Raw genomic sequence first — 21739 nt, forward strand, 5'->3', positions numbered from 1 at the left:
TCCTTAAAATGCAGTATACTAAATAGAAATCGGCAATACCCCTGAGGGAAAAGGATAAGGGAGGTTTTTGGATGAAGAAGATATTATTCGTTGCATCAGAGGCAGTACCTTTTATTAAAACAGGAGGTCTCGCAGATGTTGTGGGATCCCTTCCCAAGTGCTTCGATAAAGAGTATTTCGATGTAAGAGTCATGATTCCCAAATACCTGTGTATCAAGGAAGAACTGAGAAACCAGATGACCTATATTGATCATTTTTATATGGATTATCTGGGGCAGAACAGGTATGTGGGGATTCTTCAGTATGTTTATGACGGCATTACCTTTTACTTTATTGATAACGAAGAATATTATAACGGTTCCAGACCCTATGGGGAATGGTACAATGATCTGGAAAAGTTCTGCTTCTTCTCCAGAGCGGCTTTGTCAGCCCTTCCAGTTATCGGTTTCCAGCCGGATGTGGTTCACTGCCATGACTGGCAGACGGCCCTTATTCCTGTTTTATTAAAGGACCGGTTTCATGATGGGGAGTTTTTCCGGAACATGAAATCAATCATCACCATTCACAATTTAAAGTTCCAGGGAGTATGGGATGTAAAGACCATACAGAAGCTTACCTGTCTGCCGGATTATTATTTTTCGCCGGATAAGCTGGAGGCTTATAAGGATGGCAACCTGTTAAAGGGCGGCATTGTTTACGCCGATGCCATCACAACGGTCAGCGATACCTATGCGGAAGAGATTAAGATGCCGTTTTACGGGGAAGGGCTGGATGGCCTGATGCGTGCACGGGCAGGAAATCTCCGGGGAATTGTCAATGGCATTGATTATGAAGAGTTTGATCCGGAAACCGATCAGTATATTGAAAAGAACTATAATTTAAAGAATTTCCGCAAGGAAAAGGTGAAGAATAAGCAGGCTTTGCAGCAGGAGCTTGGACTGAATCAGGATGAGAAGAAGTTTATGATAGGTATCGTTTCCAGACTGACAGACCAGAAAGGACTGGATCTGATCCAGTGTGTGATCGATGAGCTGTGCAGCGATGATATCCAGCTTGTAATCCTTGGAACCGGGGAAGAACGGTATGAGAATATGTTCCGCCATTATGCGTGGAAATACCAGGATAAGGTTTCTGCCAATATTTATTATTCAGAGGCAATGTCCCATAAGGTTTACGCCGCATGTGATGCATTCCTTATGCCGTCCCTGTTTGAGCCATGCGGGCTGAGCCAGCTTATGGCTCTCCGGTACGGTACCGTACCTATTGTACGGGAAACCGGCGGTTTAAAGGATACGGTTGAGCCGTATAATGAATTTGAGAACCGGGGAACCGGCTTCTCCTTCTCCAATTATAACGCCCACGAGATGTTAGGAATCATCCGGTACGCACAAGGGGTTTACTACGATAAGAAGCGTGAGTGGAACAAGGTCATTGACCGCGCCATGGCAAAGGATTACTCATGGAAAATTTCAGCCATGAAATATCAGGAACTTTATGATTGGCTGATTGGCTATTAAGCCGGCCATGGATTAGGAAAGAAGCGTTAGAACAAGGATGGAAAACATGCATTTGACCCGGGAAGAAAAAGAAGAAGTGATCCGATGGGCAGAAGATTCTTCCTGGGTAGAACGGGAAGATTATTGTGAAGATACGGATTATATGGACTGTGTCAGGGACATTATAGATAGTCCAATATTTCAGTCCATGGACAATTATATGCAGCACGGAGACACTACCTGTAAGGCCCACTGCATTAAGGTATCCTATATGGGATACTGCATCTGCAGAAAAAAGGGCTGGGATTATAAAGCAGTCGCAAGAGCCGGTCTCCTTCATGACTTGTTTTTGTATGACTGGCATACCCATGCAAAGGAAACCGGGGAGCACTTCCATGGTTATACTCATCCCCGGACTGCATTGAATAATGCAGTAAAATATTTTGAACTTACAGAAAAAGAGAAAGATATGATTTTACGCCATATGTGGCCGCTGACGCCCATTCCCCCAAAAAGTCTTGAGGGAATGGTGATCATTTATTCGGATAAATTTTGCGGCCTGATCGAAACAATGGCCAGGATCAAGCGTTGGATCTTATTTGGATTTGGAAAGAAAAGCGCTGCATAATACGGAGGAAACCATGACATTTTGGGAAGATATACTTGGGAATCAGGTTTTGATTACTGCAGTTGCCGGTTGGCTGGTGGCACAGATATTAAAGACGATCATTGACCTGGCCCTTAACAAAAACTTTAATCCGGAGAGGCTTGTGGGATCTGGGGGAATGCCCAGTTCCCATTCCTCAACGGTATGTGCATTGACGACCGCCGCCATTTACCGCTATGGCGTCGGTTCTTTTGAGTTTGCGGTCTGCTTTGTCCTATCCATGATTGTCATGTATGATGCCATGGGGGTGCGCAGGGAAACGGGTAAGCAGGCCAAACTGCTAAACAGCATCCTGCTGGAAAATCCATTTGAGTTTAGTGGGGAGATATTACAGGAAAAGCTTAAGGAATATGTAGGACATACTCCTCTTCAGGTAGCGGCAGGAGCAATTTTAGGAATCCTGCTTGCGCTTTTTATGGCCCAGTATTATTAGTTAAATATCTGCGAAGACATTCCGGCATTTGCAATTTCCCGGCAGCCGCCAGGGGCAGGGGAGTTGGCATTGATTCGTTGCATCTACTGGAATAAAGAAGAAAGTTTTCTGGGAATCGTAAGAAAATAGTCCTTGATTTCTTAAGATATCCATATTATACTTTAACAAGTTAAAAAATTGTTAAAATTGGAGGTAAAATGGATATGTCAATTTATCATAGGATAAACTGTTTTTTCCTATTCAGTTTTCTTGGATACCTTCTTGAATGTTCCGTACTAAGCTATGAGAATAAGAGGCCTGTGCTGAATCGTGGATTTGGCCACGGACCGTTCTGCATTATCTATGGATTTGGCGCAACGGGAGCGATGATACTGCTTAAGCCTTTGGCAGGCAATCCGGTTCATCTTTACTTTGCCTCTATGGCTATGGCAACCTTTATGGAGCTTTTAACAGCTCATATGATGATAAAGCTGTTCGGTTCATTCTGGTGGGATTACAGCCGGAAGCTGTTTAATTACAAAGGGATCATCTGTCTGGAAAGCAGCATTGCATGGGGATTTTTAGGGATTTTCTATTTCCGGTTCCTTAATGGATTTGTCAATCAGATGGCAGGAATGATTCCGGAGAATTTTGAGCGGTTGGTGGCAATGAGCCTTTTGATTTTTTATTTGGCTGATTTCATATACACCATGAGACTGCAGCTTCGGGGTGATTGTGACGATGATGATACGTCCATGATCGGGCGTTTGAAAGTATATTAATGAATGGCGGGATTCGATATGGGTCCCGCTTATTTGCTATTTTATACCATAAAGTCTTTAAGAGTGACATGGAGGTTAGAGATGAATAAGATAGACAAGCTTGTGCTGGCATCAGCTTCCCCAAGAAGGAGAGAGCTTCTGGCTCAGATCGGGATAACGCCGGAGATTGAGCCCAGCACCATAGAGGAGAATATCACCACAGACGTGCCGGAGGAGGCAGTGATGGAGCTGTCCCGCCAAAAGGCAGAAGACGTTGCCAGCCGCCAGCAGGCAGGGACATATGTCATTGGTGCGGACACCGTAGTTGCTGCTGGCGGTGAGATTCTGGGAAAGCCGGTCAGCCATGAAGATGCTTACCGGATGATCTCTTTGATTGAAGGAAAGACCCATCAGGTATACACAGGAGTCACCCTGGTGTATTGTGGAGGTCATAGGAATAAGGTGAGGACATTTGTGGAAAAGACGGATGTTCATCTCTATCCCATGTCTGACGGGGAGATAAGAACCTATGCTGACAGCGGGGAGCCTATGGACAAGGCCGGGGCCTATGGGATACAGGGAAAATTCGCAGCTTTTATTAAAGGGATTGACGGCGATTACAATAATGTAGTAGGATTGCCTGTAGGACGTGTGTACCAGGAGATGAAGCAGATGTTTAAGGAGGACAGGGAATGATTAAACTGATTGCATCGGATATTGACGGGACTCTTGTGCCGGATGGAGGCAATGAACTGAATCCTGAGCTGTATGATGTAATTTTAAAGCTGCGGGCAAAGGGGATCCAGTTCGCCGCTGCCAGCGGACGCCAGTGGCTCAGCATTGAATCCATATTTGAACCCATTAAGGAAAAGGTGTTCTATCTTTCAGATAACGGTGCTTATGTAGGCTTACATGGAAGGCGATTATATATCAACCCCATTGAGCGTAAGACGGTTATGGACATGGTACAGGATGTACGGAAGATGGAGGGGCTTGATGTCCTGATCTGTGGACCCGATGTGATTTATACGGAGACAGACAATCAGGAATTTCTGGACTGGATGGTAAACGGTTACCGGTTCCATGTGAAGCAGGTGGAGGATTTGACCAAGGTGGAATCTGAATTCATCAAAGTTTCCGTGTACCGTAAGACAAATGTGGAGGCTCATACCAGAACCTTGAGGGAAAAATACGGGGACCGCCTTAAAATGACCTTGGCAGGTGATATGTGGCTGGACTGTATGAGACCGGGAATTAACAAAGGACAGGCCGTAAAGCTTCTTCAGGACAGCCTGGGGATCAAGCCGGAGGAGACCATGGCCTTTGGCGATCAGTTAAATGATATTGAGATGTTAAAGCAGGCGTATTACAGCTTTGCCGTAGGAAACGCCAGGGAAGAGGTAAAGGCCGTTGCCAGATTTCGGACGGACACTAACGTAAACGATGGGGTCCTGAAAATACTGAAGCTGCTTTAAGCAGCGTGAAAAGAGGGAGGCTCATGAAAGGTCAATTTAAGAGTGTGGGAAAAGTCCTTCTGGCTGCTGCAGCGGCAATCGTCCTGCTATCCGGGTGCAGGGCTAATATCCCCCTTGTTTCTGAATCCTTTGAGACAAAGGCGTATACGCTGCCCCAATCCATGGTGATCGTAGCCACAGAGAGGAACCGGTATCAGCAGATTTATACCAACCAGATCTGGGGAGTGGACTTGCCAGGCGGACAGACCTTTGAAACCTATCTGGTGGATCAGGTGAAGGAATTTCTCCAGGAAATGAAGATGATGAATCTTCTGGCAAAGAACAAGGGAATCACCCTGACCAGCGCCGAAAAGGAAGAAGTCCGTAAGGCATCGGAAGAATATTATTCTTCCCTGACCAAGGAAGATATCTCCTACATGGGAGCCACAGAAACGGATGTGCGGACTATGTATGAAGAATATTGCCTATCCAATAAGGTTGTGGATGAACTGACAAAGGACATGAATCTGGAAATCAGCGACAGCGAAGCCAAGGTGATCCAGGTGGATCAGATCGTTATGTCCGATGGGGCTGCGGCTTCTGAGGTGCTTTTAAAGGCAGAGACTGAGGGAGCCGATTTTTCCTCACTTGCCAGAGAATATTCGGAGAATCCGGTCATAACGCGAAATGTGGGCAGAGGGGAAAATCCAGGTCCCTATGAGGAGGCTGCCTTTTCCCTTACAGCAGGCCAGATCAGTCAGGTGGTGGAGGATAAGGACAAATATTATATTATCCACTGCGTAAACGATTATGACGAAGACGCCACTCAGGAGCGGAAAGCCGGGCTGTACCGGAAACGGAAGAGAGAGGCCTTTGATCAAATCTATTCCCAGTTTAAGAAAGAAAATCCGGTCACCTTCAGCAATGAGATATGGAAGGATGTAAAATTCTCCAAAGATGACAGGACAACTGCCACGAACTTTTTTGAAATATATAAGAAGTATTTTTCTGACTAACCAAAGGGGAAGGATGGGGAAAACTACAGATGAAACCGGAAGAATATGATAGAAAAAGAGGGCACAGCCGCAGGCGCAGAAGAAACCGGGGACGGGAAATCCTAGTGGGATTTCTTAGGTTTCTTCTTGCCTTGTTTTTGCTAGTCTGCTTAACGGTAGGGGGCGTGTTTGGATACCGGTACTGGGAGGGGAGTAAAACCTCTGAATCTCCTTTGGAAACCAGCAGGGAAGTGGTGTCGGAGACCATGGGGGAATCGCATTAATGGGAAGGGGAAATCAGTGAGATGATTTCCCCTTTTCTTTGAAAGAATTCAGGAGCCAGGCAAAGGAATCTTCATCTTGTGGAAGAATCACATCTGCATACTCCATCACTGCCTCTGCCGTAGGCTTTATACTGGAAGAAGCGCTGCTCTCAATCATGACAAAGAGAGCCGGGTCAGCTACCAGGCGTACACTGTTGGATTCACATAGAACAAGGGCATTCTCCGGAACCAATTTAAGGGCTTCCTCTAATGCCTCTCTCAAATTTTCCTTATAGGCCCGGATGAGATAAACCTCTTTTGCTCCGGCCTTTTTCAGCAGCATGGTATCTTTTGTCCCGTTGCCGGTCTCCGGCGTTATGTCAAAGGAGCCTTTCAGTCCATGGCAGATCCCGCAGCCCTGGTCACCTCTGGGACATATATCCCCATGATTTCTTATGGTTATCAGCTTGAATGCAATAACCGGTATTTCATCTTTAAATGCATGGATAATCTGAAGAGCCAGGGTTGTTTTTCCACTGTTGCGTCCTGTCGCTCCGATTAAAATCATGTGTCTGGCTTGCAGAAGAGTTGTGTTTTCTGTACTCATATTTACTCCAATTTTGTAAAATTGCGGCACTTCACCATTCCTCCGTTTTATCCGGAATGCTCCGTTCCAACTGCATCATTGACCAGAAACAGGGCTCGGTCATATCGCCGGGGGATATGGTGGAGATTCTGTATTGGAAGCCGGAAAGATAAAATTACGCCTGGAAAAATGCCTCTGCCAGTTTCACAAGGGCTTCCTGGTCCTTAGCTCCCATAACTTCCCTTGCTGAGTGCATGGCAAGTATGGGCACGCCTGCATCGACTGTCCGCATGGTAAGAAGGGCGGAAGAGATGCTTCCCAAAGTGGAACCGCCTTTTACGTCAGAGCGGTTGGAGAACTTTTTATAAGGAATATTATTTTTACGGCAGATCCCTTCAATGACTCCGGTGCTGGAAGCGTCGGTGGCATAGGCCTGGCTGGATGCCAGCTTAATGGCGACCCCGTCTCCCATGAGGATCTGGTTCTTGATATCACATTTTTCCCCGTGGTTGGGGTGAATGGCATGGGCCACATCCAGGGACAGCAAAAATCCGCAAAACAGAACATTTAAGAAAGTTTCCCTGGAATATCCCAGAGATAAGCAGATCTTTTCAAGAATGCGCTCCATCAGGGCAGAAGCAGCTCCCTGCTTGGTATGGCTTCCGATTTCCTCATTGTCGTATAAGGCGATGGCATGAATTCCGTTTTTGCACGGACCGGCCATGATTCCGCTTAAGCAGGCCTGCACGGAGGTTAAGTTATCCAGACGGGGAGAAGAGTAAAATTCATTCTGTAAGCCTAACAGGGTTCCCTGCTCCCAGCTATAGATGCAGATTTCATAATCCAGAATATCTTCTTTTTTCACGCCTGCCTCTTTTGCCAGGGCTTCCAGGAAAAAGTCTTCCCTGCTTAACTCATCCGTGATCCGGGTAATGAGGGGAAGCATGTCTATCTGCGCATTGATGGCAACTCCGTCGTTGGCATCCCGGTTCATATGGATGGCCAGGTTCGGGACCGTAAGGAGGGGGCGTGAAAAGTCCACAAATATGGTTTCAGGCTTCATGGGAGATGCTCCGGCTACACAGACCTTGCCTGCCATGGATAAGGGGCGGTCAAACCAGGTTCCTAAAAGAGGGCCTCCGTATACTTCTACGTTAAGCTTTCCGTATTCCAGGGAAGTGACCTCAGGGGAGGGTTTTACCTTCAGGCATGGCCAGTCCGTATGGGAGGCAGCCAGTTTAAAGGCCGGTATTTCGCCCAACTCTTCCCCAACGGAAAATGCGATCAGGGTGGAGTCAAAAGCATTTATGTAGTATGACCCGCCCTGCTTTAACTCCCAGGGCTCAGCCAGAGACAGTTCCTTAAAGCCTGCGGATAAAAGCTGGTCCGCTGCCGCCATGATGCAGTGGTATGGAGAAACTGATGCGGCGATCAGTGTTTCTAACTGCTTGATATGATTCATATGGTTTCCTCTTTTCTGCCCATGCTTTTTGGGCATAGTGGTATGCCCGCAGGGCGCTTCCTCTTTTCTGCCCGTGCTTTTGGGCTTGAGTCCGCAGTGGAGCCAGGGGATCCTGCGGATCCCCTGGCTCACGGGCATTCGCCCTATGAAATAAGTCATGAAAAGATTTTCTTATGTGCAAGCACAACGAAAATCTTTCCCAGCCTTATTTCGCACTGCTCATTGCTTTCGTGGATAGTATACCACAGAAAAACCCTGTTTGGAATACTGAAGATCGTGGGAAATCCTGCGTTGACAGTCTGGGATGATCCGGTGTATAGTAAACGGATAGAGATTATAAAATGGGGAGAAATTGCCATGATCGCACTGAAAATTGAGGACCTCAAGCTCTTTACCTCCAAGCTGTTCGTGGGGGAAGTGTTTGACCAGTTCCTTGCAAAGGAAGCTGTTATTGTTACTTTTAATACATTTACCATAGACGGAACCATACGTTCCGGCTATTACTCCAAAGATGAAATGGAGGAAAGGAACATCGGACAGCTTTCTGACTGGGCCATGATGAAGCCTTTTTGTTTTTCATTAATTAAAGGAAAGAGACTTCCCGTCAGTTTCCGGATCATCCTGCAGATGTCAAAGGAAGGAACAGAGCGCTTTCTTGCATCACGCCAGATTGCCTTTACACCCGACCAGGTGAATGGGCTGTACATCAATATCCGTTATGAGGAAGATAAGCTTACCTGCGTGACAGGAACTTCGGTTTCTGTCTTTACTCTGGATAAGACCCTGGATGAGGAATGGGACCAGGCCTTTAAGGGGTTTTTAAAGCAAAATGAGATTCCATTTTTGGAAGAATAGAATTATTAGCACTCGTTTTAATTGAGTGCTGATTTTCTATTGACATTTCCATAATCGCGTATTAAAATATTCTTTGCAGGTAAAGTCTGAATGTGATTCATTTGTATACAAATTTGTGGAAATTCCATGGAAACATGGAACTGAAATAGAAAAAGAGTAAGGAGTGTTCTAGTATGGCAAAGACAGGTAGTTTAACAATTAACAGCGAAAATATTTTCCCGATTATTAAAAAATGGCTGTATTCCGACCATGATATTTTTTACCGCGAGCTTGTTTCCAATGGCTGCGACGCCATTACAAAGCTTAAGAAGCTGGAAATCATGGGAGAATGGCAAAAGCCTGAGGATCTGGATTTTAAGATCGAGATCACTACAGATTCCAATGAAAAGTCCATTACCTTTAAGGACAACGGCCTTGGAATGACCATGGATGAAGTGGATGAGTACATCAACCAGATCGCTTTCTCCGGCGCCCAGGATTTCCTTGAGAAATATAAGGACAAGGCCAATGAGGATCAGATCATCGGCCATTTCGGACTTGGTTTTTATTCCGCATTCATGGTAGCAGACAGAGTCACCATTGATACCTTATCCTATAAGGAAGGGGCTTCTCCAGTTCACTGGGAGTCTGACGGCGGTACGGAATTTGAGATGGAAGAGGGAGATAAGGCAGAGTTTGGCACCACCATTAAGCTGTATCTCAATGAAGAAAGCTTAGAGTTCTGCAACGAGTACCGCGCCAAGGAAGTTCTTGACAAATACTGTTCCTTTATGCCTGTTGCAATCTATTTGACCAGTTCATCTTCAGAGCCTCAGTATGAGACCATTGAAAAGGATGAGCTGACCGACAAGGACACTGTGATCGAAACCATTATTGAGGAAGCAAAGACAGAGGAAAAAGAGAACGAAAACGGTGAGAAGGAAGTCGTAGAGGTATCTCCTGCCAAAGAAAAATATAAGATTAAAAAACGTCCGGTACCTGTCAATGATATCAATCCTCTCTGGAACAAGCATCCCAACGACTGCACAGAGGAGGAGTACAAGACATTCTACCGCAAGGTGTTCAATGACTACAAGGAACCTTTATTCTGGATTCACTTAAATATGGATTATCCCTTTAATTTAAAGGGTATTCTTTACTTCCCCAAGCTGAATTTAAATTATGACAGCCTGGAGGGAACCATTAAGCTGTATAACAGCCAGGTATTTATTGCTGACAATATAAAGGAAGTGATTCCGGAATTCCTGATGCTGTTAAAGGGCGTGATCGATTGTCCGGATCTTCCCCTTAACGTATCCAGAAGCGCCCTTCAGAACGATGGTTTTGTAAAGAAGATTTCCGACTACATCACAAAGAAGGTTGCAGATAAATTAACGGGCATGTTTAAGACAGACCGTGAAAATTATGAAAAGTACTGGGATGACATCAATCCATTTATTAAATTCGGCTGCTTAAAGGACGAGAAATTTGCGGAAAAGATCAATGATTCCCTTATCTTTAAAAATCTGGAAGGCAAGTATTTAACTCTTTCCGATTGCCTGGAGGAGAATAAAGAGAAGCATGAGAACAGTGTATTCTATATCTCCGATGAAAAAGAGCAGAGCCAGTACATCAACATGTTTAAAGAGGCTGGTATGGATGCGGTCTATCTGACCCATAATATTGACAGCCCGTTTGTAGGTTATCTGGAACAGAAGAATGAGAATGTTAAATTCTTATGCATTAATTCTGATTTATCCGACACTTTTAAGGAAGAGGTAAAGGAAGAGGATAAGGAAGCCATGAAGGCAGACACAGAGGCCCTGACCGAGATGTTCCGCAAGGCATTAAGCAAAGAGCATCTGGAGGTAAAGGTTGAGAAATTAAAGAATGAAAATGTATCCTCCATGATCACGGTATCCGAGGAATCCCGCCGTATGCAGGAAATGATGAAGATGTATACGATGCCTGGAATGGATCCTTCCATGTTTGGAGCAGGCGGTGAGACCCTGGTTCTTAACTACAACAATAAGCTGGTGCAGTATATACTGGGACATAAAGACGGAGACCACACAAACTCCATTTGCGAGCAGCTCTATGATCTTGCGGCTCTCAGCCATGGTTCCCTGACACCGGAGCGCATGACGAAATTTATTGCCAGAAGCAATGAGCTGATGCTTGTGATGGCAGAGGAATAGAATGCAGATTCAATGGATTTAGGGATATCTTTTTTGGCCCGTTTGTGCTATATTAGATATAGCGATTTTGATATTGGCAGGAAAAAATACCTTTGGGGGGATCCTGCCCCCGCTTGATCGGGCATGTATCGATTGTCCAAATAGCACGGGCATTGAAAGGAGAAACTTTGATGAAGGAAAAGACGATGAAGATAAGGAAAGCAGTGCTGCGCCTTATGATGGCTCTTATGATCGGGATGTTTGCAGGAGCTGCACCTGGAGCCGTATTGGTATCTCATGCAGAGACAGTTGCTGTTTCTGAGGCCAACCTACCGGCAGAGGGAGCCTCAGATGAAATCGGAATGGACTTTATAATGAAATTTTTCGGAGGAATTATGCTTCTGATCCTGTTTGTTGTGGTAGTGGTAGTATGCTCCAGCATAAGTGCGGTAGGAGTATTTGATACGCAGGAAGATTAATCATATCAGATGGTAAGTTAAGGACTTGTATCTTGGAGAATTCCAGGTATAAGTCCTTCTTTACAATCCGGCGATCCATGAAAACAGGAATTAAGACTTATTCTGATAGCTGCCAGATAGTGCCAAATTATTCTATTGACATCCGGGTCTGGTTTCTCTATAATATATGGTAATGAATACTACATGATAAGTTTCGTGCCGGAAGGAAGGATAGAAATATGAGCTATAAAATCATTGGGGACAGCTGCCTGGATATTACGGCAGATTTAAGAAAGGATCCTCACTTTCAGATAATTCCCCTTATTTTACAAGTGGGTAATACTCAGGTAATCGATGACGAGACCTTCGACCAGAAGAGCTTTTTGGAGCTGGTGAAAAGCAGCAGCGAGTGCCCCAAAACAGCTTGTCCGTCACCGGAACTGTATAAAGAAGCCTTTGAATGCGACGCTGACCAGATTTTTGTGATTCCCCTGTCCGAGCATTTAAGCGGCAGCTATAACAGCGCAGTTCTGGGAAAAAAACTTTATGAAGAAGAACATGGGAATGACGGGAAAAAGATTGCAGTACTTGCTTCAAATTCTGCCTCTGCAGGACAGTTGAATATTGCTCTTTACGTTCAGTCCCTTTGTCAGGCATCCCTGACCTTTGAAGAGATTGAAGAGAAGGCAAGGATCTTCATTAAGAATATGCATACCTATTTTGTGCTGGAAAGCCTGGATACTTTAAGAAAAAATGGACGCCTTACCGGTCTTCAGGCTTTTTTTGCCACGGCCCTGAATATCAAGCCGGTCATGGGATCTGATTCCGGCGTGATCATTAAGCTGGACCAGGCCAGAGGAATCAATAAAGCGCTGGCCCGCATGGTGGAGATTGCCATTAAAGAGGGAGGAGATACCAGAGATAAAGTTCTGGTTATTTCTCATTGCAATAATCCGCAACGGGCGGAACATGTTAAGCAGGAGATGCTGAAGCAGGCTGTATACAAGGATGTGATCATTGCAGAGACAGCCGGAGTTGCTACGGTATATGCCAATGACGGCGGAATCGTCATGACACTTTAAAAAGTGTATCATAAATGCTTTACAAGTTTGGAAAAATATGTTAAAATTCTCACAAACAGAGAATTACTAGGTGCAACTGTAGTGAATCGTGCAGGCATAACTGGTTATATTTATACTTTTGCTCAGGCAAAGCGTAAATATGACCAGTTTTTTATTTAACTGAATCGAGCAGGATTGTGGATTGCATGTTTTATGAAGATTTCATTGATGAACTTTTAAAGTATAGGATCGAACCGGTAGTGACCATCTGCCATTTTGATGTGCCCCTGGCTCTTGTTGAAAAATACGGTTCCTGGAAGAACCGGAAGGTCATTGACTGTTTTGTGAAATACTGTGATGCCATATTCCACCGCTTCCGGGATAAAGTGACTTACTGGATTACATTTAATGAGATCAATATGCTTCTTCACCTTCCGTTTATGGGAGCTGGAATCCGGTTCTTTAAGGGAGAGGATGAAACCCAGGTGAAATACCAGGCTGCCCATAACGAATTAGTGGCTTCTGCCATGGCGACCAGACTGGCTCACCAGATAAATCCGGATTTTAAAATAGGCTGTATGCTTGCTGCAGGAAATTTCTATCCCTATAGCTGCAATCCGGAGGATGTTTAGGAAAGTATAAAAAAGGACAGGGAAAATTATTTCTTTATTGATGTACAGGCCAGAGGAGAGTACCCATCCTATGCCAGAAAAATGTTTGAACGGGAAGGGATAAAGCTTGAAATAGGGCCGGAAGATTATGAAATCCTGAAAGAACATACGGTGGACTTTATTTTTTTCAGCTACTACGCATCACGGTGTGCCAGCACATCGGAAGACGTCATTACAAAATCCACATCAGGCAATGTTATGAAGAGCATCAAAAATCCTTATTTAAAGGAATCGGAATGGGGCTGGCAGATCGATCCTCTTGGGCTTAGGATTATCTGGAATACCCTGTATGACCATACCAGAAACCTTTATTTATCGTGGAAAACGGCCTTGGTGCGGTGGATAATCTGGAAGAGGATGGGAGCATCAATGATGACTACAGGATAAGTTATCTGGAAGAGCATATTAAGGCGATGATAGAGGCTGTGGATGAGGAAGGAGTAGATTTATTAGGATATACCCCCTGAGGCTGCATTGACCTTGTCAGTGCGTCTACGGGAGAGATGAAAAAGCGATATGGTTTTATATACGTTGATAAGGATAACGAAGGAAAAGGAACCTTAAAACGCAGCAGGAAGAAATCCTTTGAATGGTATAAAGATGTAATCGCGAGCAATGGAGCCGTTTTAAAGTAAAGGTAAAGCCAATGGGAAAACTCTGTTTCCTGGATGTTTTCCGTCGGCGGATCCAGGAAGCAATGTAACATAAGGGGAGAAAAGTAAGCGCCTTTTTGGGAAGCAGCAGGGATTATTGCCGAATCCGCTCAAACCGAAAAGGTGCTTTTTTTATCTGTTTAAAAACATATTTTGTTGAAAAAATGAGAGTGCTTGAAGATGCTGTGACAAGAGGTGATATCTGCTGGCATGGACTGGCCTTTACCACTCATAGGGAACTGATGGATTGTGACCTGGTGAATTTTAATTTAAGCTATGGGATACAATACCTCCACATCGGAGTAAATGCCTCCTCCATGAATCCAATGGTTCCAGGAAGACTGCAGATTCCGGTATATCTTAAGCGTACATAATAAGTAAAAGGGAATATTTGACAAATTTATGGAACCAGTGTAAGATAAAAAAATGAAATATAATCCAGAGAAATATGAAAGAAAAGTTATGGAAAAACCCATGGTTTTTGTGGAAAAAGTAATGGAAAATGAAAACTCATGTGGAAATTGTCAACAATCAGGAGGAGTAGATGAAGAAAAAAAATGGGCTGATGAAGATTTTGATTTTCCTACCCATATTGCTGTTTGTTTTGCTTGTTGGGTGGATTGGGGTAAGTGAATGGAATGGAGCGGGGAGGAAAGTCATGCCTGTGACAGAGGCCGTTCCAGAAGAAAGCCTGGCCCAATCAGCGTCTGAGGCATCAGAGGAAACGGAAGTCCTGAAGGTGGGGGAATCCCAGTCTCAGGAAGAAAACGCTTCTGCAGGGGAAGAAACAGAGCCAAAACCAGCCGTTCATCTCCTCTTTGCTGGGGATATATTACTATCTAGTCATGTGATAGCTGCTTATGATAAGGAAGGAAGCATAAAAGGGGTCCTGGATGAGGGATATCGCACAGAAATCGGCGGTGCAGATATCTTTATGGCCAATCAGGAATTCCCTTTCAGCAGCCGGGGCTCTGCGGCACCGGATAAGCAGTTTACATTCCGTCTGCCGCCCTCCAAGGTTTTTCTGATGAATGAAATCGGAGTGGACATCGTTGCCCTGGCCAATAACCATTCTCTTGATTATGGAACGGATGCCCTTGTGGACACCTGTACAGCCCTTGATGGAGCCGGCATCAGATATGTGGGGGCGGGCCCTGACATGAACAGGGCAAAACAGCTTGAGAAGATAGAAGTGAATGGAAAGGCCATAGGCTTTCTGGCGGCATCAAGGGTCTATCCTGATCATAACTGGGTGGCGAACAGCAAAAAACCAGGCATGGTAAGCGGTTATGATCCAACCATCCTTTTGGAGGAAATTAAAAAGGCAAAAGAAATCTGTGATTATGTGGTGGTCTACATCCACTGGGGAGTGGAGCGGGATGAAAAACCCCAGGAATACCAGAGGATTCTGGGAAAACAGATCATCGACGCAGGGGCTGACCTGGTGATCGGAAGCCATCCCCATGTTCTTCAGGGAATTGAATATTATAACGGCAAGCCCATCTGCTACAGCCTTGGCAATTTCATCTTTGGAAGCAGTATCCCAAAGACAGCCCTTTTACGGGCCCAGGTGGATTTTGCCCAGGGAAGCACCACCTTGTCCCTGGTTCCGGGAACCTCCAAGGCAGGCTATACCAGAACCCTGACCCAGGAAGACGAGATTCAGGGATTTTACCAGTATTTCCAGGGCATATCCTTTGGCGTGTCAGTTGATGAAAACGGCGTCATTCACAATAACGGCAATTAAACTCAGACGAGGTATCTGTCACCCTGGCAGATGCCTCGTTCTTTTAACCGTTTTGCCAGAGTACCGAGGAACAGCTTTTTATTGCCGCTCCATAGAGGCGAAATAAGAAGCTTTTTTGGCCCATCTCCGCTGATCCGGTGTATGACTACCTCTGGAGGAAGGATGGCAATGCAGTCTATGATCAGGTCCACGTATTCTTCCAGGGTGTAGACAGGAACCAGGCCTTTTTCATATTCTGCGGCAAGGTCAGTTCCTTTTAATACATGAAGGAGCTGAAGCTTGATTCCGTTGGTCCCATGTTCTCCCAAATGGCCCAGATAGTTTACGGTTTCCAGAATCATGTCCCTGGTTTCCCCTGGAAGCCCTAAAATGACATGAGAAATGACCGTAAGCCCGGTTTCCGTTAAATTCTGGTAAGCTTCAAAGAAAGTATGAAGGGGATATCCTCTCCGGATATGGTCTGCTGTTGATTCATGAATGGTCTGAAGCCCCAGTTCTACCCAGACAGGCTTAATCCGGTTTAATCTTTTTAACAGTTCCAGGACATCAGGTGGAAGGCAGTCTGGACGGGTGGCAATGGAAAGGACCGCCACATCCGGATGGGAGATAGCCTGGGTAAACAGCTCTTCCAGATAGGGTACGGGAGCGTAGGTATTGGTGTAAGACTGAAAATAGGCGATGAAACGGCCTTCCCCCGGCTTTAGTTTCCCCTGGATCCTTTTACGGGCAGATTCGATCTGACTGGTGACAGAGGAATGAAGGGCAAGGGACTCGGCAAATTCTCCCGATCCTCCGCCGCTGCAGAAGATGCATCCCCCGGTTCCCAGGGTTCCATCCCGGTTGGGGCAGGTCATGCCGCCGTCAAGAGCCAGTTTATATATTTTTTGTCCGTATTGTTTCTTCATTTCATAGTCCAGGGAATGATAAGGTTTTTCGTTCCAGTACATGCTTTTCTCGTTTCCTCTTTTCTTTCCATGTTTTTTGGGCAGGATATACCCTTTTATCGGGTGTAAAGTATGCTTGCACGGTGTTTTCTCCGGGGTTATTTTTGATTGTTTCATTATACGGGAACCCCGGATGAGCTGTCAAATTATTTTATGGTTTTTCGTAAAATATTGTATTGTGAAATCTTTGGCATTTATGATATACTCGTAACAATGACAATACGTTGTCAATGAATGGAAAAAACCATCCAGGTTACCTTTAGCCCCAAAAGCGTGGGCAGTAAATCGGAAAAGGAGAGCAAATGACATGAAAATAAGCGATACGATTCAGCTGCTGGAGTCTAAAAAGTCAGAAAAGCTTATGGCCGCTTTATACGGAGAAGAGGCGGTCAGGGAAAATATAGAACGGTATCAGAGCCTTGTGAGTGACTTCCAGAAGAAATTTCCAGAGGATGATGTGATTTTGTTTTCCTCACCCGGACGTACGGAGATCAGCGGAAACCATACCGATCATAACCACGGAAAAGTGCTTGCTGGAAGCATTAATCTGGACTGCGTGGGCGTAGCCGCAAAAAACAACAGCAGGAAAGTGAATATTATCAGTGAGACCTATAACCAGAGCTTTGAGATTGATTTAGACGACTTAGCTCCAAGCGATAAGAAGGCAGGGACCATTGATCTGGTAAAAGGGCTTTTAAAGGGCTTTTTAGAGGCCGGCTACGAGATCGGCGGCTTTGATGCCTGCGTAACCAGCAATGTTATCAGTGCGGCAGGTGTCAGCTCCTCCGCTTCGTTTGAGATGCTGCTTTGTTCTATTTTAAATACATTCTTTAACAATAGCGCCATGGATACCGTGGCTTATGCCCATATTGGCAAGTTTTCTGAAAACGTGTACTGGGACAAGGCTTCCGGCCTTTTAGACCAGATGGCATGTGCAGCAGGGGGACTTATTACCATTGATTTTAAGGACCCGGCAGCTCCGGTTGTAGAGAAAATTGACTTTGATTTTGGTTCTAAAAACCACAGCCTTATTATTGTCAATACAGGAAAGGGTCATGCGGACTTAAGCGCGGACTATTCCTCAGTTCCGGCAGAGATGAAAAAGGTCGCTGAATTCTTTGGAAAAGAGGTCTGCGCCGAAATCACAGAAAAAGAGGTCATTGACAATTTACAGGAGGTCAGGGACTTTGCCGGTGATCGTTCTGTCCTTCGTGCCCTCCATTTCTTTGAAGAAAATAAGCGGGTAGAGGCGGAAGTTGCAGCTTTAAAGGAAAACCGGTTTGAGGACTTTTTAAAGAATATCACCGAATCTGGAAATTCTTCATGGAAATGGCTTCAGAACTGCTTTACCAATACCAGTTTCCAGGAACAGGGGATCACCATTGCCCTGGCTCTTACGGAACTTTTCCTTGCAGAGAAGAAGAAAGGCGCATGCAGAATCCATGGAGGCGGATTTGCCGGTGTTATCATGACTATGCTGCCTAATGAACTGGTAGATGAATATATTTCCTACATTGAGAAAGCCATGGGAGAGGGCAATGCTTACCGGATGAGCATCAGGCCTTATGGAGCCATCTGTTTCAATGAGATAATCAATCAATAATAATTGTAAATTCTGCCGCTATGGAGTAAAATAGAAGTAAGAAACATTAGAAAAGAACGTGTGGCAGAAGGAGGCGGACATTATGAAAGAAAAGAAAAATCTGGTTATCACCATAGGAAGGCAGTACGGCAGCGGCGGCCGAATTGTGGGAAAAGCCCTTGCAGAGGAACTGGGAATTCATTTTTATGATGAAGAGATTTTAACCATAACATCGGAGCAAAGTGCCGTTGGAGAGGTATTTTTCCGTCTGGCGGATGAAAAGGCAGGAAGCAACCTGCTTTATAAGATCGTAAGCGGCTTAAAGCCCCAGCTTGGGAAACCCTCTACGGATGCGGATATTGTGAAACCGGAGAATCTGTTCCGTTTCCAGTCCAAGGTCATTAAAGAACTGGCTTCGGAAGAGTCCTGCATTATTGCCGGACGGTGTGGGGATTACATCTTGGGCCGTGAAAAAGAAGCGTTCCCTGGTCTGGTAAAAATCTTTGTTTATGCAGACAACGAGACTCTCATCAAGCGTACCATGGAGGTCGATAATGTTGATGAGAAAGAAGCAGCAAAGCGTGTAAAAAAGATCAACCGGGAGCGGAAGGAGTATTACCGCTACTATACCGGTGGTAATTGGGAAGATTGGGACAATTATGACCTGATCATCAATACCAGTTGTATTGACTTGGAACAGACAGCGAAACTGATTAAGGATTATATTAAGCTTAGAGGAATTGAGTTATAAAGGAACGCATAACGGCGGCTTTGATTGTAATTTCAAAGCCGCCGTTTTCATTGTCCGGGCTGGTATATCATTGAATCAGTTTTAACATTCCGTGGATTTTTCCAGTACCAGTGCAGGCAAGGCACTATCTAAGTCATTCTTAAAATACACCAGATTTCCGATTTACAAAACAGCTAAATAAATAAATTCACGTTGGATTCTTCCGCATCCCCCAGATAAGCGCCTACGCCCCCAAGCTCCACCCCGTCGATCAATTCTTCGGGATGGATTCCCATGACATCCATGCTCATGGTGCAGGCCACAATCTTTACTCCGGATTTCATGGCCTTTTGGATCAGGGTTTCCAATGAATCCACATTTTTATCATTCATGATTTTTTTCATCATGGCGGTTCCCATGCCGCCCATATTCATTTTGGAAAGTTTTAATTTTTTACTGCCTCTGGGAAGCATGAATCCAAACATGGATTCCACCAGTGATTTGGGGACCGGCTGCTTTTCCGCTTTTCTTAATGCCGTCAGTCCCCAGAAGGTAAAGAACATGGTAACAGGTCTGCCCATGGCTGCAGCGCCATTGGCTATGATAAAGCTTGCCAGAACCTTGTCAAGATCACCGGAAAATACGATGATAGTCTTGCCTTCGGATGCTTCCTTTTTTTCAAGGGAAGCAGGACTTCCTTTTTTAACCAGTGCAACGTAATCCTTTCCCCGGAGTTCACAGGCCATAAGTTCATTTCCGGTACGCCTGCACCAGGCGCCGATGTCCCGGGTAAAGCCTGGATCCGAGGCAGATACCTCCATGACTGCCCCATCGGGCATTTCCTTCATGGTTTCAAATACCTTCATAATGGGACCGGGGCACTGCATTCCGCTGCAATCTAAGCGCATGGCAGAGGTGGGGATATTTTTGGTCTCCATCTGGCCGTTGTCGGCATAAAGAATTTGTTCGGAAGGCTGAAGAGCATCTGCCCCATAATGGGTCGACTGATAGAACCTGGCGCCGCCGGGATAAAGCTTGACATTATGAAATCCGTTGTGCATCAGGATGCGGACGGCATTGTAAGCCCGGACCCCAATGGCGCAGAAGACAATGGTTTTCCTGGAAGGATCCAGTTCCTTTAAACGGTTTCTTAGCTGCCCCAGTGGAATGTGGGTTGCATTTGGGAGGGAAAAGGCCATCAGCTCCGCATCCTCTCTTACATCAAGGATCACTGCTTCCGGACTTTGCTCTACCGCATCCCAGGAGGTAAATGCAACTTTTCCCGTAAGCAGGTTTTCAGCCACAAAGCCAGCCATGTTGACCGGGTCTTTTGCGGAAGAGAAGGGTGGGGCATAGGCCAGCTCCAGGTTCTTTAAGTCATGGATTCCTGCGCCAAGGCGGATTGCCACCGCCAGGGTGTCGATCCGTTTATCAACACCGTCCCGGCCCACGATCTGCGCTCCGAAGATCTTTTTTCCATTGGTGGAGAAAAGAAGCTTTAAGGTTATGGGCACGGCACCGGGATAATAGCCTGCATGGAGTTCTGGGTAATGATGATGCTTTCATAGTCCGTTCCCTTTTGAAGGCCCCTCCTGATCAGTGCCTTTTCATTTGCGCCGGTAGAAGCCACAGCTAAATCAAATACCTTTGCAACGGACGTTCCCTGAGTCTTTTCATAGGTTTCCTGCGCCCCTGCAATATTATTTGCTGCAATTCGTCCCTGTTTGTTGGCAGGTCCTGCAAGGGGGATCATTGCTGGTTCCCGGAATATAAGGTCGTTGACCTGAATCACATCGCCTACGGCATAGATATCAGGATCCGAGGTTCTTAAATAATCATCGACCACAATGCCGCCCCGTTCATTGACGGCAATGCCGGCTGCTTTTGCCAGTTCACTGTTGGGCCGGACTCCGATGGAGAGGATGACAAGCTCTGCAAAAAGAGTTTTACCGCTTTTTAGAGTAATGGCTACAGATCCATCCTGATCTTCAAACCCGGCAACACCGTCGCCAAGATGAAGGTCTACGCCGTTTTGCAGGATGTGTTCGTGGAGCAGTTGGGCCATTTCGTAGTCTACAGGCGTCATAACCTGGTCCAGCATTTCAATGAGTGAAACAGAAAGTCCTGCGTGGCGGAGATTTTCAGCCATTTCAAGACCAATAAAGCCCCCTCCGATGACAGCGGCAGTTTTGATTTTATTTTCCTTAATAAGAGCGCGGATGCGGTCGGTGTCAGGAACCGTCCAGAGAGTCTGGATTCGGGAAGATCCGATTCCGGGAATGGGCGGGCGGACCGGTGAGGAGCCGGTGGAAATGACTAAGGTGTCATAGGTTTCCTCATAGGTTTCCCCGGAATCCAGTCTGCGTACTGTGATTTTTTTATTCTCCTTGTCAATGGAGGTAACTTCATTTTTTACTCTGACATCGATGTCATACTTCTTTTTCATGGCTTCCGGAGTTTGCAGCAGCAATGCGTCCCTGGATTTAATTACATCACCTACATGGTAAGGAAGGCCGCAGTTAGCGTAGGAAATGTATTCCCCCCGTTCCAGCATGATGATATTTGCCTCCTCGTCAAGCCTGCGCAGCCTGGCTGCACAGCTGGCTCCTCCGGCCACTCCGCCGATAATTACAATTTTTTTCATAATATTCCTCCTGTTATATTTTTAAACGATTCAATGGTCATGTGTTTTTTCGTTAAGTATAAACAAATATTTAAAAGATGTCTGTGATTCAGTCACATAACAGCCATTGCCCGTGACAATGATCATGTTTTTATCGCACATA

Annotated in this window: 22 protein-coding genes and 1 pseudogene; 18 read left to right on the forward strand and 5 right to left on the reverse strand. The window is 45.5% G+C overall.

What is annotated here, in order from left to right; all coding sequences use genetic code 11:
• Positions 1-71: 71 nt before the first annotated feature.
• The 8 genes from glgA to ABFV83_RS01025 all read left to right on the forward strand — a co-directional run bounded on the left by glgA (position 72) and on the right by ABFV83_RS01025 (position 6069).
• On the forward strand, positions 72-1517 hold the full coding sequence (glgA, locus tag ABFV83_RS00990) for a glycogen synthase GlgA (protein WP_349947025.1): 1446 nt from the start codon (positions 72-74) through the stop codon (positions 1515-1517).
• Between the two features lie 37 nt (positions 1518-1554).
• Complete coding sequence (locus ABFV83_RS00995; RefSeq protein WP_349947027.1) at positions 1555-2124, forward strand: HD family phosphohydrolase; 570 nt, start codon at positions 1555-1557, stop codon at positions 2122-2124.
• A gap of 13 nt (positions 2125-2137) precedes the next feature.
• Positions 2138-2596 (forward strand): divergent PAP2 family protein, encoded by a 459-nt coding sequence (locus ABFV83_RS01000; protein WP_349947029.1) that lies wholly within the window; start codon positions 2138-2140, stop codon positions 2594-2596.
• 203 nt (positions 2597-2799) lie between these two features.
• Positions 2800-3357 (forward strand): putative ABC transporter permease, encoded by a 558-nt coding sequence (locus ABFV83_RS01005; protein WP_349947031.1) that lies wholly within the window; start codon positions 2800-2802, stop codon positions 3355-3357.
• 81 nt (positions 3358-3438) lie between these two features.
• The gene (locus ABFV83_RS01010; protein ID WP_349947033.1) at positions 3439-4032 is read left to right on the forward strand and encodes a Maf family protein; all 594 of its coding nucleotides are present in this window, start codon (positions 3439-3441) and stop codon (positions 4030-4032) included.
• Entirely contained in the window at positions 4029-4811 is a 783-nt protein-coding gene (locus ABFV83_RS01015) for an HAD family hydrolase (RefSeq protein WP_349947035.1), read from the forward strand. The genes ABFV83_RS01010 and ABFV83_RS01015 overlap by 4 nt, the downstream gene beginning before the upstream one ends.
• A 23-nt stretch (positions 4812-4834) precedes the next feature.
• Positions 4835-5806 carry a peptidylprolyl isomerase gene (locus ABFV83_RS01020; RefSeq protein ID WP_349947037.1) on the forward strand — a complete coding sequence of 324 codons (972 nt, stop codon included), beginning with the start codon at positions 4835-4837 and terminating at the stop codon, positions 5804-5806.
• A 29-nt stretch (positions 5807-5835) separates the two neighbouring features.
• A complete protein-coding gene (locus ABFV83_RS01025; RefSeq protein WP_349947039.1) occupies positions 5836-6069 on the forward strand; it encodes a hypothetical protein in 234 nt (77 codons plus the stop codon).
• Positions 6070-6082: 13 nt separating this feature from the next.
• Here the strand turns inward: ABFV83_RS01025 and ABFV83_RS01030 are convergent, their stop codons facing one another.
• Positions 6083-6655, reverse strand: coding sequence for a hypothetical protein (locus tag ABFV83_RS01030; RefSeq protein ID WP_349947041.1), 573 nt, complete (start codon positions 6653-6655; stop codon positions 6083-6085).
• A 154-nt stretch (positions 6656-6809) separates the two neighbouring features.
• Complete coding sequence (locus ABFV83_RS01035) at positions 6810-8096, reverse strand: M18 family aminopeptidase (RefSeq protein ID WP_349947043.1); 1287 nt, start codon at positions 8094-8096, stop codon at positions 6810-6812.
• Positions 8097-8453: 357 nt separating this feature from the next.
• Here ABFV83_RS01035 and ABFV83_RS01040 point away from each other — a divergent pair, with 357 nt between their 5' ends.
• The 8 genes and pseudogenes from ABFV83_RS01040 to ABFV83_RS01075 all read left to right on the forward strand — a co-directional run bounded on the left by ABFV83_RS01040 (position 8454) and on the right by ABFV83_RS01075 (position 15697).
• Positions 8454-8951, forward strand: a complete 498-nt coding sequence (locus tag ABFV83_RS01040; RefSeq protein WP_349947045.1) for a DUF5721 family protein — start codon at positions 8454-8456, stop codon at positions 8949-8951.
• Between the two features lie 173 nt (positions 8952-9124).
• Positions 9125-11128, forward strand: coding sequence for a molecular chaperone HtpG (gene htpG / locus ABFV83_RS01045; protein ID WP_349947046.1), 2004 nt, complete (start codon positions 9125-9127; stop codon positions 11126-11128).
• Between the two features lie 170 nt (positions 11129-11298).
• Complete coding sequence (locus tag ABFV83_RS01050; RefSeq protein WP_349947048.1) at positions 11299-11586, forward strand: sulfate transporter; 288 nt, start codon at positions 11299-11301, stop codon at positions 11584-11586.
• A 218-nt stretch (positions 11587-11804) separates the two neighbouring features.
• Positions 11805-12647: a DegV family protein gene (locus ABFV83_RS01055; RefSeq protein ID WP_349947050.1), complete on the forward strand. Its 843-nt coding sequence runs from the start codon at positions 11805-11807 to the stop codon at positions 12645-12647.
• 188 nt (positions 12648-12835) lie between these two features.
• A pseudogene (locus ABFV83_RS01060) lies at positions 12836-13932 on the forward strand (family 1 glycosylhydrolase); the annotation flags it as partial.
• Between the two features lie 188 nt (positions 13933-14120).
• A complete protein-coding gene (locus tag ABFV83_RS01065) occupies positions 14121-14324 on the forward strand; it encodes a hypothetical protein (RefSeq protein ID WP_349947051.1) in 204 nt (67 codons plus the stop codon).
• A 52-nt stretch (positions 14325-14376) separates the two neighbouring features.
• Entirely contained in the window at positions 14377-14583 is a 207-nt protein-coding gene (locus tag ABFV83_RS01070) for a hypothetical protein (protein ID WP_349947053.1), read from the forward strand.
• Complete coding sequence (locus tag ABFV83_RS01075; protein ID WP_349947055.1) at positions 14495-15697, forward strand: CapA family protein; 1203 nt, start codon at positions 14495-14497, stop codon at positions 15695-15697. Before ABFV83_RS01070 ends, ABFV83_RS01075 begins: the two co-directional genes overlap by 89 nt.
• 2 nt (positions 15698-15699) lie before the next feature.
• Here ABFV83_RS01075 and ABFV83_RS01080 read toward each other — a convergent pair whose 3' ends face one another.
• A complete protein-coding gene (locus ABFV83_RS01080; protein WP_349947057.1) occupies positions 15700-16644 on the reverse strand; it encodes a TIGR01212 family radical SAM protein in 945 nt (314 codons plus the stop codon).
• Between the two features lie 304 nt (positions 16645-16948).
• Between ABFV83_RS01080 and ABFV83_RS01085 the strand changes: the two genes are divergently transcribed.
• The gene (locus ABFV83_RS01085; protein WP_349947059.1) at positions 16949-18244 is read left to right on the forward strand and encodes a galactokinase family protein; all 1296 of its coding nucleotides are present in this window, start codon (positions 16949-16951) and stop codon (positions 18242-18244) included.
• Positions 18245-18326: 82 nt separating this feature from the next.
• Positions 18327-18974 (forward strand): cytidylate kinase-like family protein, encoded by a 648-nt coding sequence (locus tag ABFV83_RS01090; RefSeq protein WP_349947061.1) that lies wholly within the window; start codon positions 18327-18329, stop codon positions 18972-18974.
• Positions 18975-19147: 173 nt separating this feature from the next.
• Here the strand turns inward: ABFV83_RS01090 and ABFV83_RS01095 are convergent, their stop codons facing one another.
• The gene (locus ABFV83_RS01095) at positions 19148-20467 is read right to left on the reverse strand and encodes a DsrE/DsrF/DrsH-like family protein (protein WP_349947063.1); all 1320 of its coding nucleotides are present in this window, start codon (positions 20465-20467) and stop codon (positions 19148-19150) included.
• Positions 20458-21597, reverse strand: coding sequence for an FAD-dependent oxidoreductase (locus tag ABFV83_RS01100; RefSeq protein ID WP_349947065.1), 1140 nt, complete (start codon positions 21595-21597; stop codon positions 20458-20460). Before ABFV83_RS01100 ends, ABFV83_RS01095 begins: the two co-directional genes overlap by 10 nt.
• Positions 21598-21739: the final 142 nt, after the last annotated feature.

The organism is Lacrimispora sp. BS-2 (genome assembly GCF_040207125.1).
GTDB lineage: Bacteria > Bacillota > Clostridia > Lachnospirales > Lachnospiraceae > Lacrimispora.

Bases quoted from the DNA above. Each gene is read 5' to 3' on its own strand.
- glgA (WP_349947025.1), top strand. From the start codon at position 72: ATGAAGAAGATATTATTCGTTGCATCAGAGGCAGTACCTTTTATTAAA.
- ABFV83_RS00995 (WP_349947027.1), top strand. From the start codon at position 1,555: ATGGAAAACATGCATTTGACCCGGGAAGAAAAAGAAGAAGTGATCCGA.
- ABFV83_RS01000 (WP_349947029.1), top strand. From the start codon at position 2,138: ATGACATTTTGGGAAGATATACTTGGGAATCAGGTTTTGATTACTGCA.
- ABFV83_RS01005 (WP_349947031.1), top strand. From the start codon at position 2,800: ATGTCAATTTATCATAGGATAAACTGTTTTTTCCTATTCAGTTTTCTT.
- ABFV83_RS01010 (WP_349947033.1), top strand. From the start codon at position 3,439: ATGAATAAGATAGACAAGCTTGTGCTGGCATCAGCTTCCCCAAGAAGG.
- ABFV83_RS01015 (WP_349947035.1), top strand. From the start codon at position 4,029: ATGATTAAACTGATTGCATCGGATATTGACGGGACTCTTGTGCCGGAT.
- ABFV83_RS01020 (WP_349947037.1), top strand. From the start codon at position 4,835: ATGAAAGGTCAATTTAAGAGTGTGGGAAAAGTCCTTCTGGCTGCTGCA.
- ABFV83_RS01025 (WP_349947039.1), top strand. From the start codon at position 5,836: ATGAAACCGGAAGAATATGATAGAAAAAGAGGGCACAGCCGCAGGCGC.
- ABFV83_RS01030 (WP_349947041.1), bottom strand. From the start codon at position 6,655: ATGAGTACAGAAAACACAACTCTTCTGCAAGCCAGACACATGATTTTA.
- ABFV83_RS01035 (WP_349947043.1), bottom strand. From the start codon at position 8,096: ATGAATCATATCAAGCAGTTAGAAACACTGATCGCCGCATCAGTTTCT.
- ABFV83_RS01040 (WP_349947045.1), top strand. From the start codon at position 8,454: ATGATCGCACTGAAAATTGAGGACCTCAAGCTCTTTACCTCCAAGCTG.
- htpG (WP_349947046.1), top strand. From the start codon at position 9,125: ATGGCAAAGACAGGTAGTTTAACAATTAACAGCGAAAATATTTTCCCG.
- ABFV83_RS01050 (WP_349947048.1), top strand. From the start codon at position 11,299: ATGAAGGAAAAGACGATGAAGATAAGGAAAGCAGTGCTGCGCCTTATG.
- ABFV83_RS01055 (WP_349947050.1), top strand. From the start codon at position 11,805: ATGAGCTATAAAATCATTGGGGACAGCTGCCTGGATATTACGGCAGAT.
- ABFV83_RS01070 (WP_349947053.1), top strand. From the start codon at position 14,377: ATGAAATATAATCCAGAGAAATATGAAAGAAAAGTTATGGAAAAACCC.
- ABFV83_RS01075 (WP_349947055.1), top strand. From the start codon at position 14,495: ATGAAGAAAAAAAATGGGCTGATGAAGATTTTGATTTTCCTACCCATA.
- ABFV83_RS01080 (WP_349947057.1), bottom strand. From the start codon at position 16,644: ATGTACTGGAACGAAAAACCTTATCATTCCCTGGACTATGAAATGAAG.
- ABFV83_RS01085 (WP_349947059.1), top strand. From the start codon at position 16,949: ATGAAAATAAGCGATACGATTCAGCTGCTGGAGTCTAAAAAGTCAGAA.
- ABFV83_RS01090 (WP_349947061.1), top strand. From the start codon at position 18,327: ATGAAAGAAAAGAAAAATCTGGTTATCACCATAGGAAGGCAGTACGGC.
- ABFV83_RS01100 (WP_349947065.1), bottom strand. From the start codon at position 21,597: ATGAAAAAAATTGTAATTATCGGCGGAGTGGCCGGAGGAGCCAGCTGT.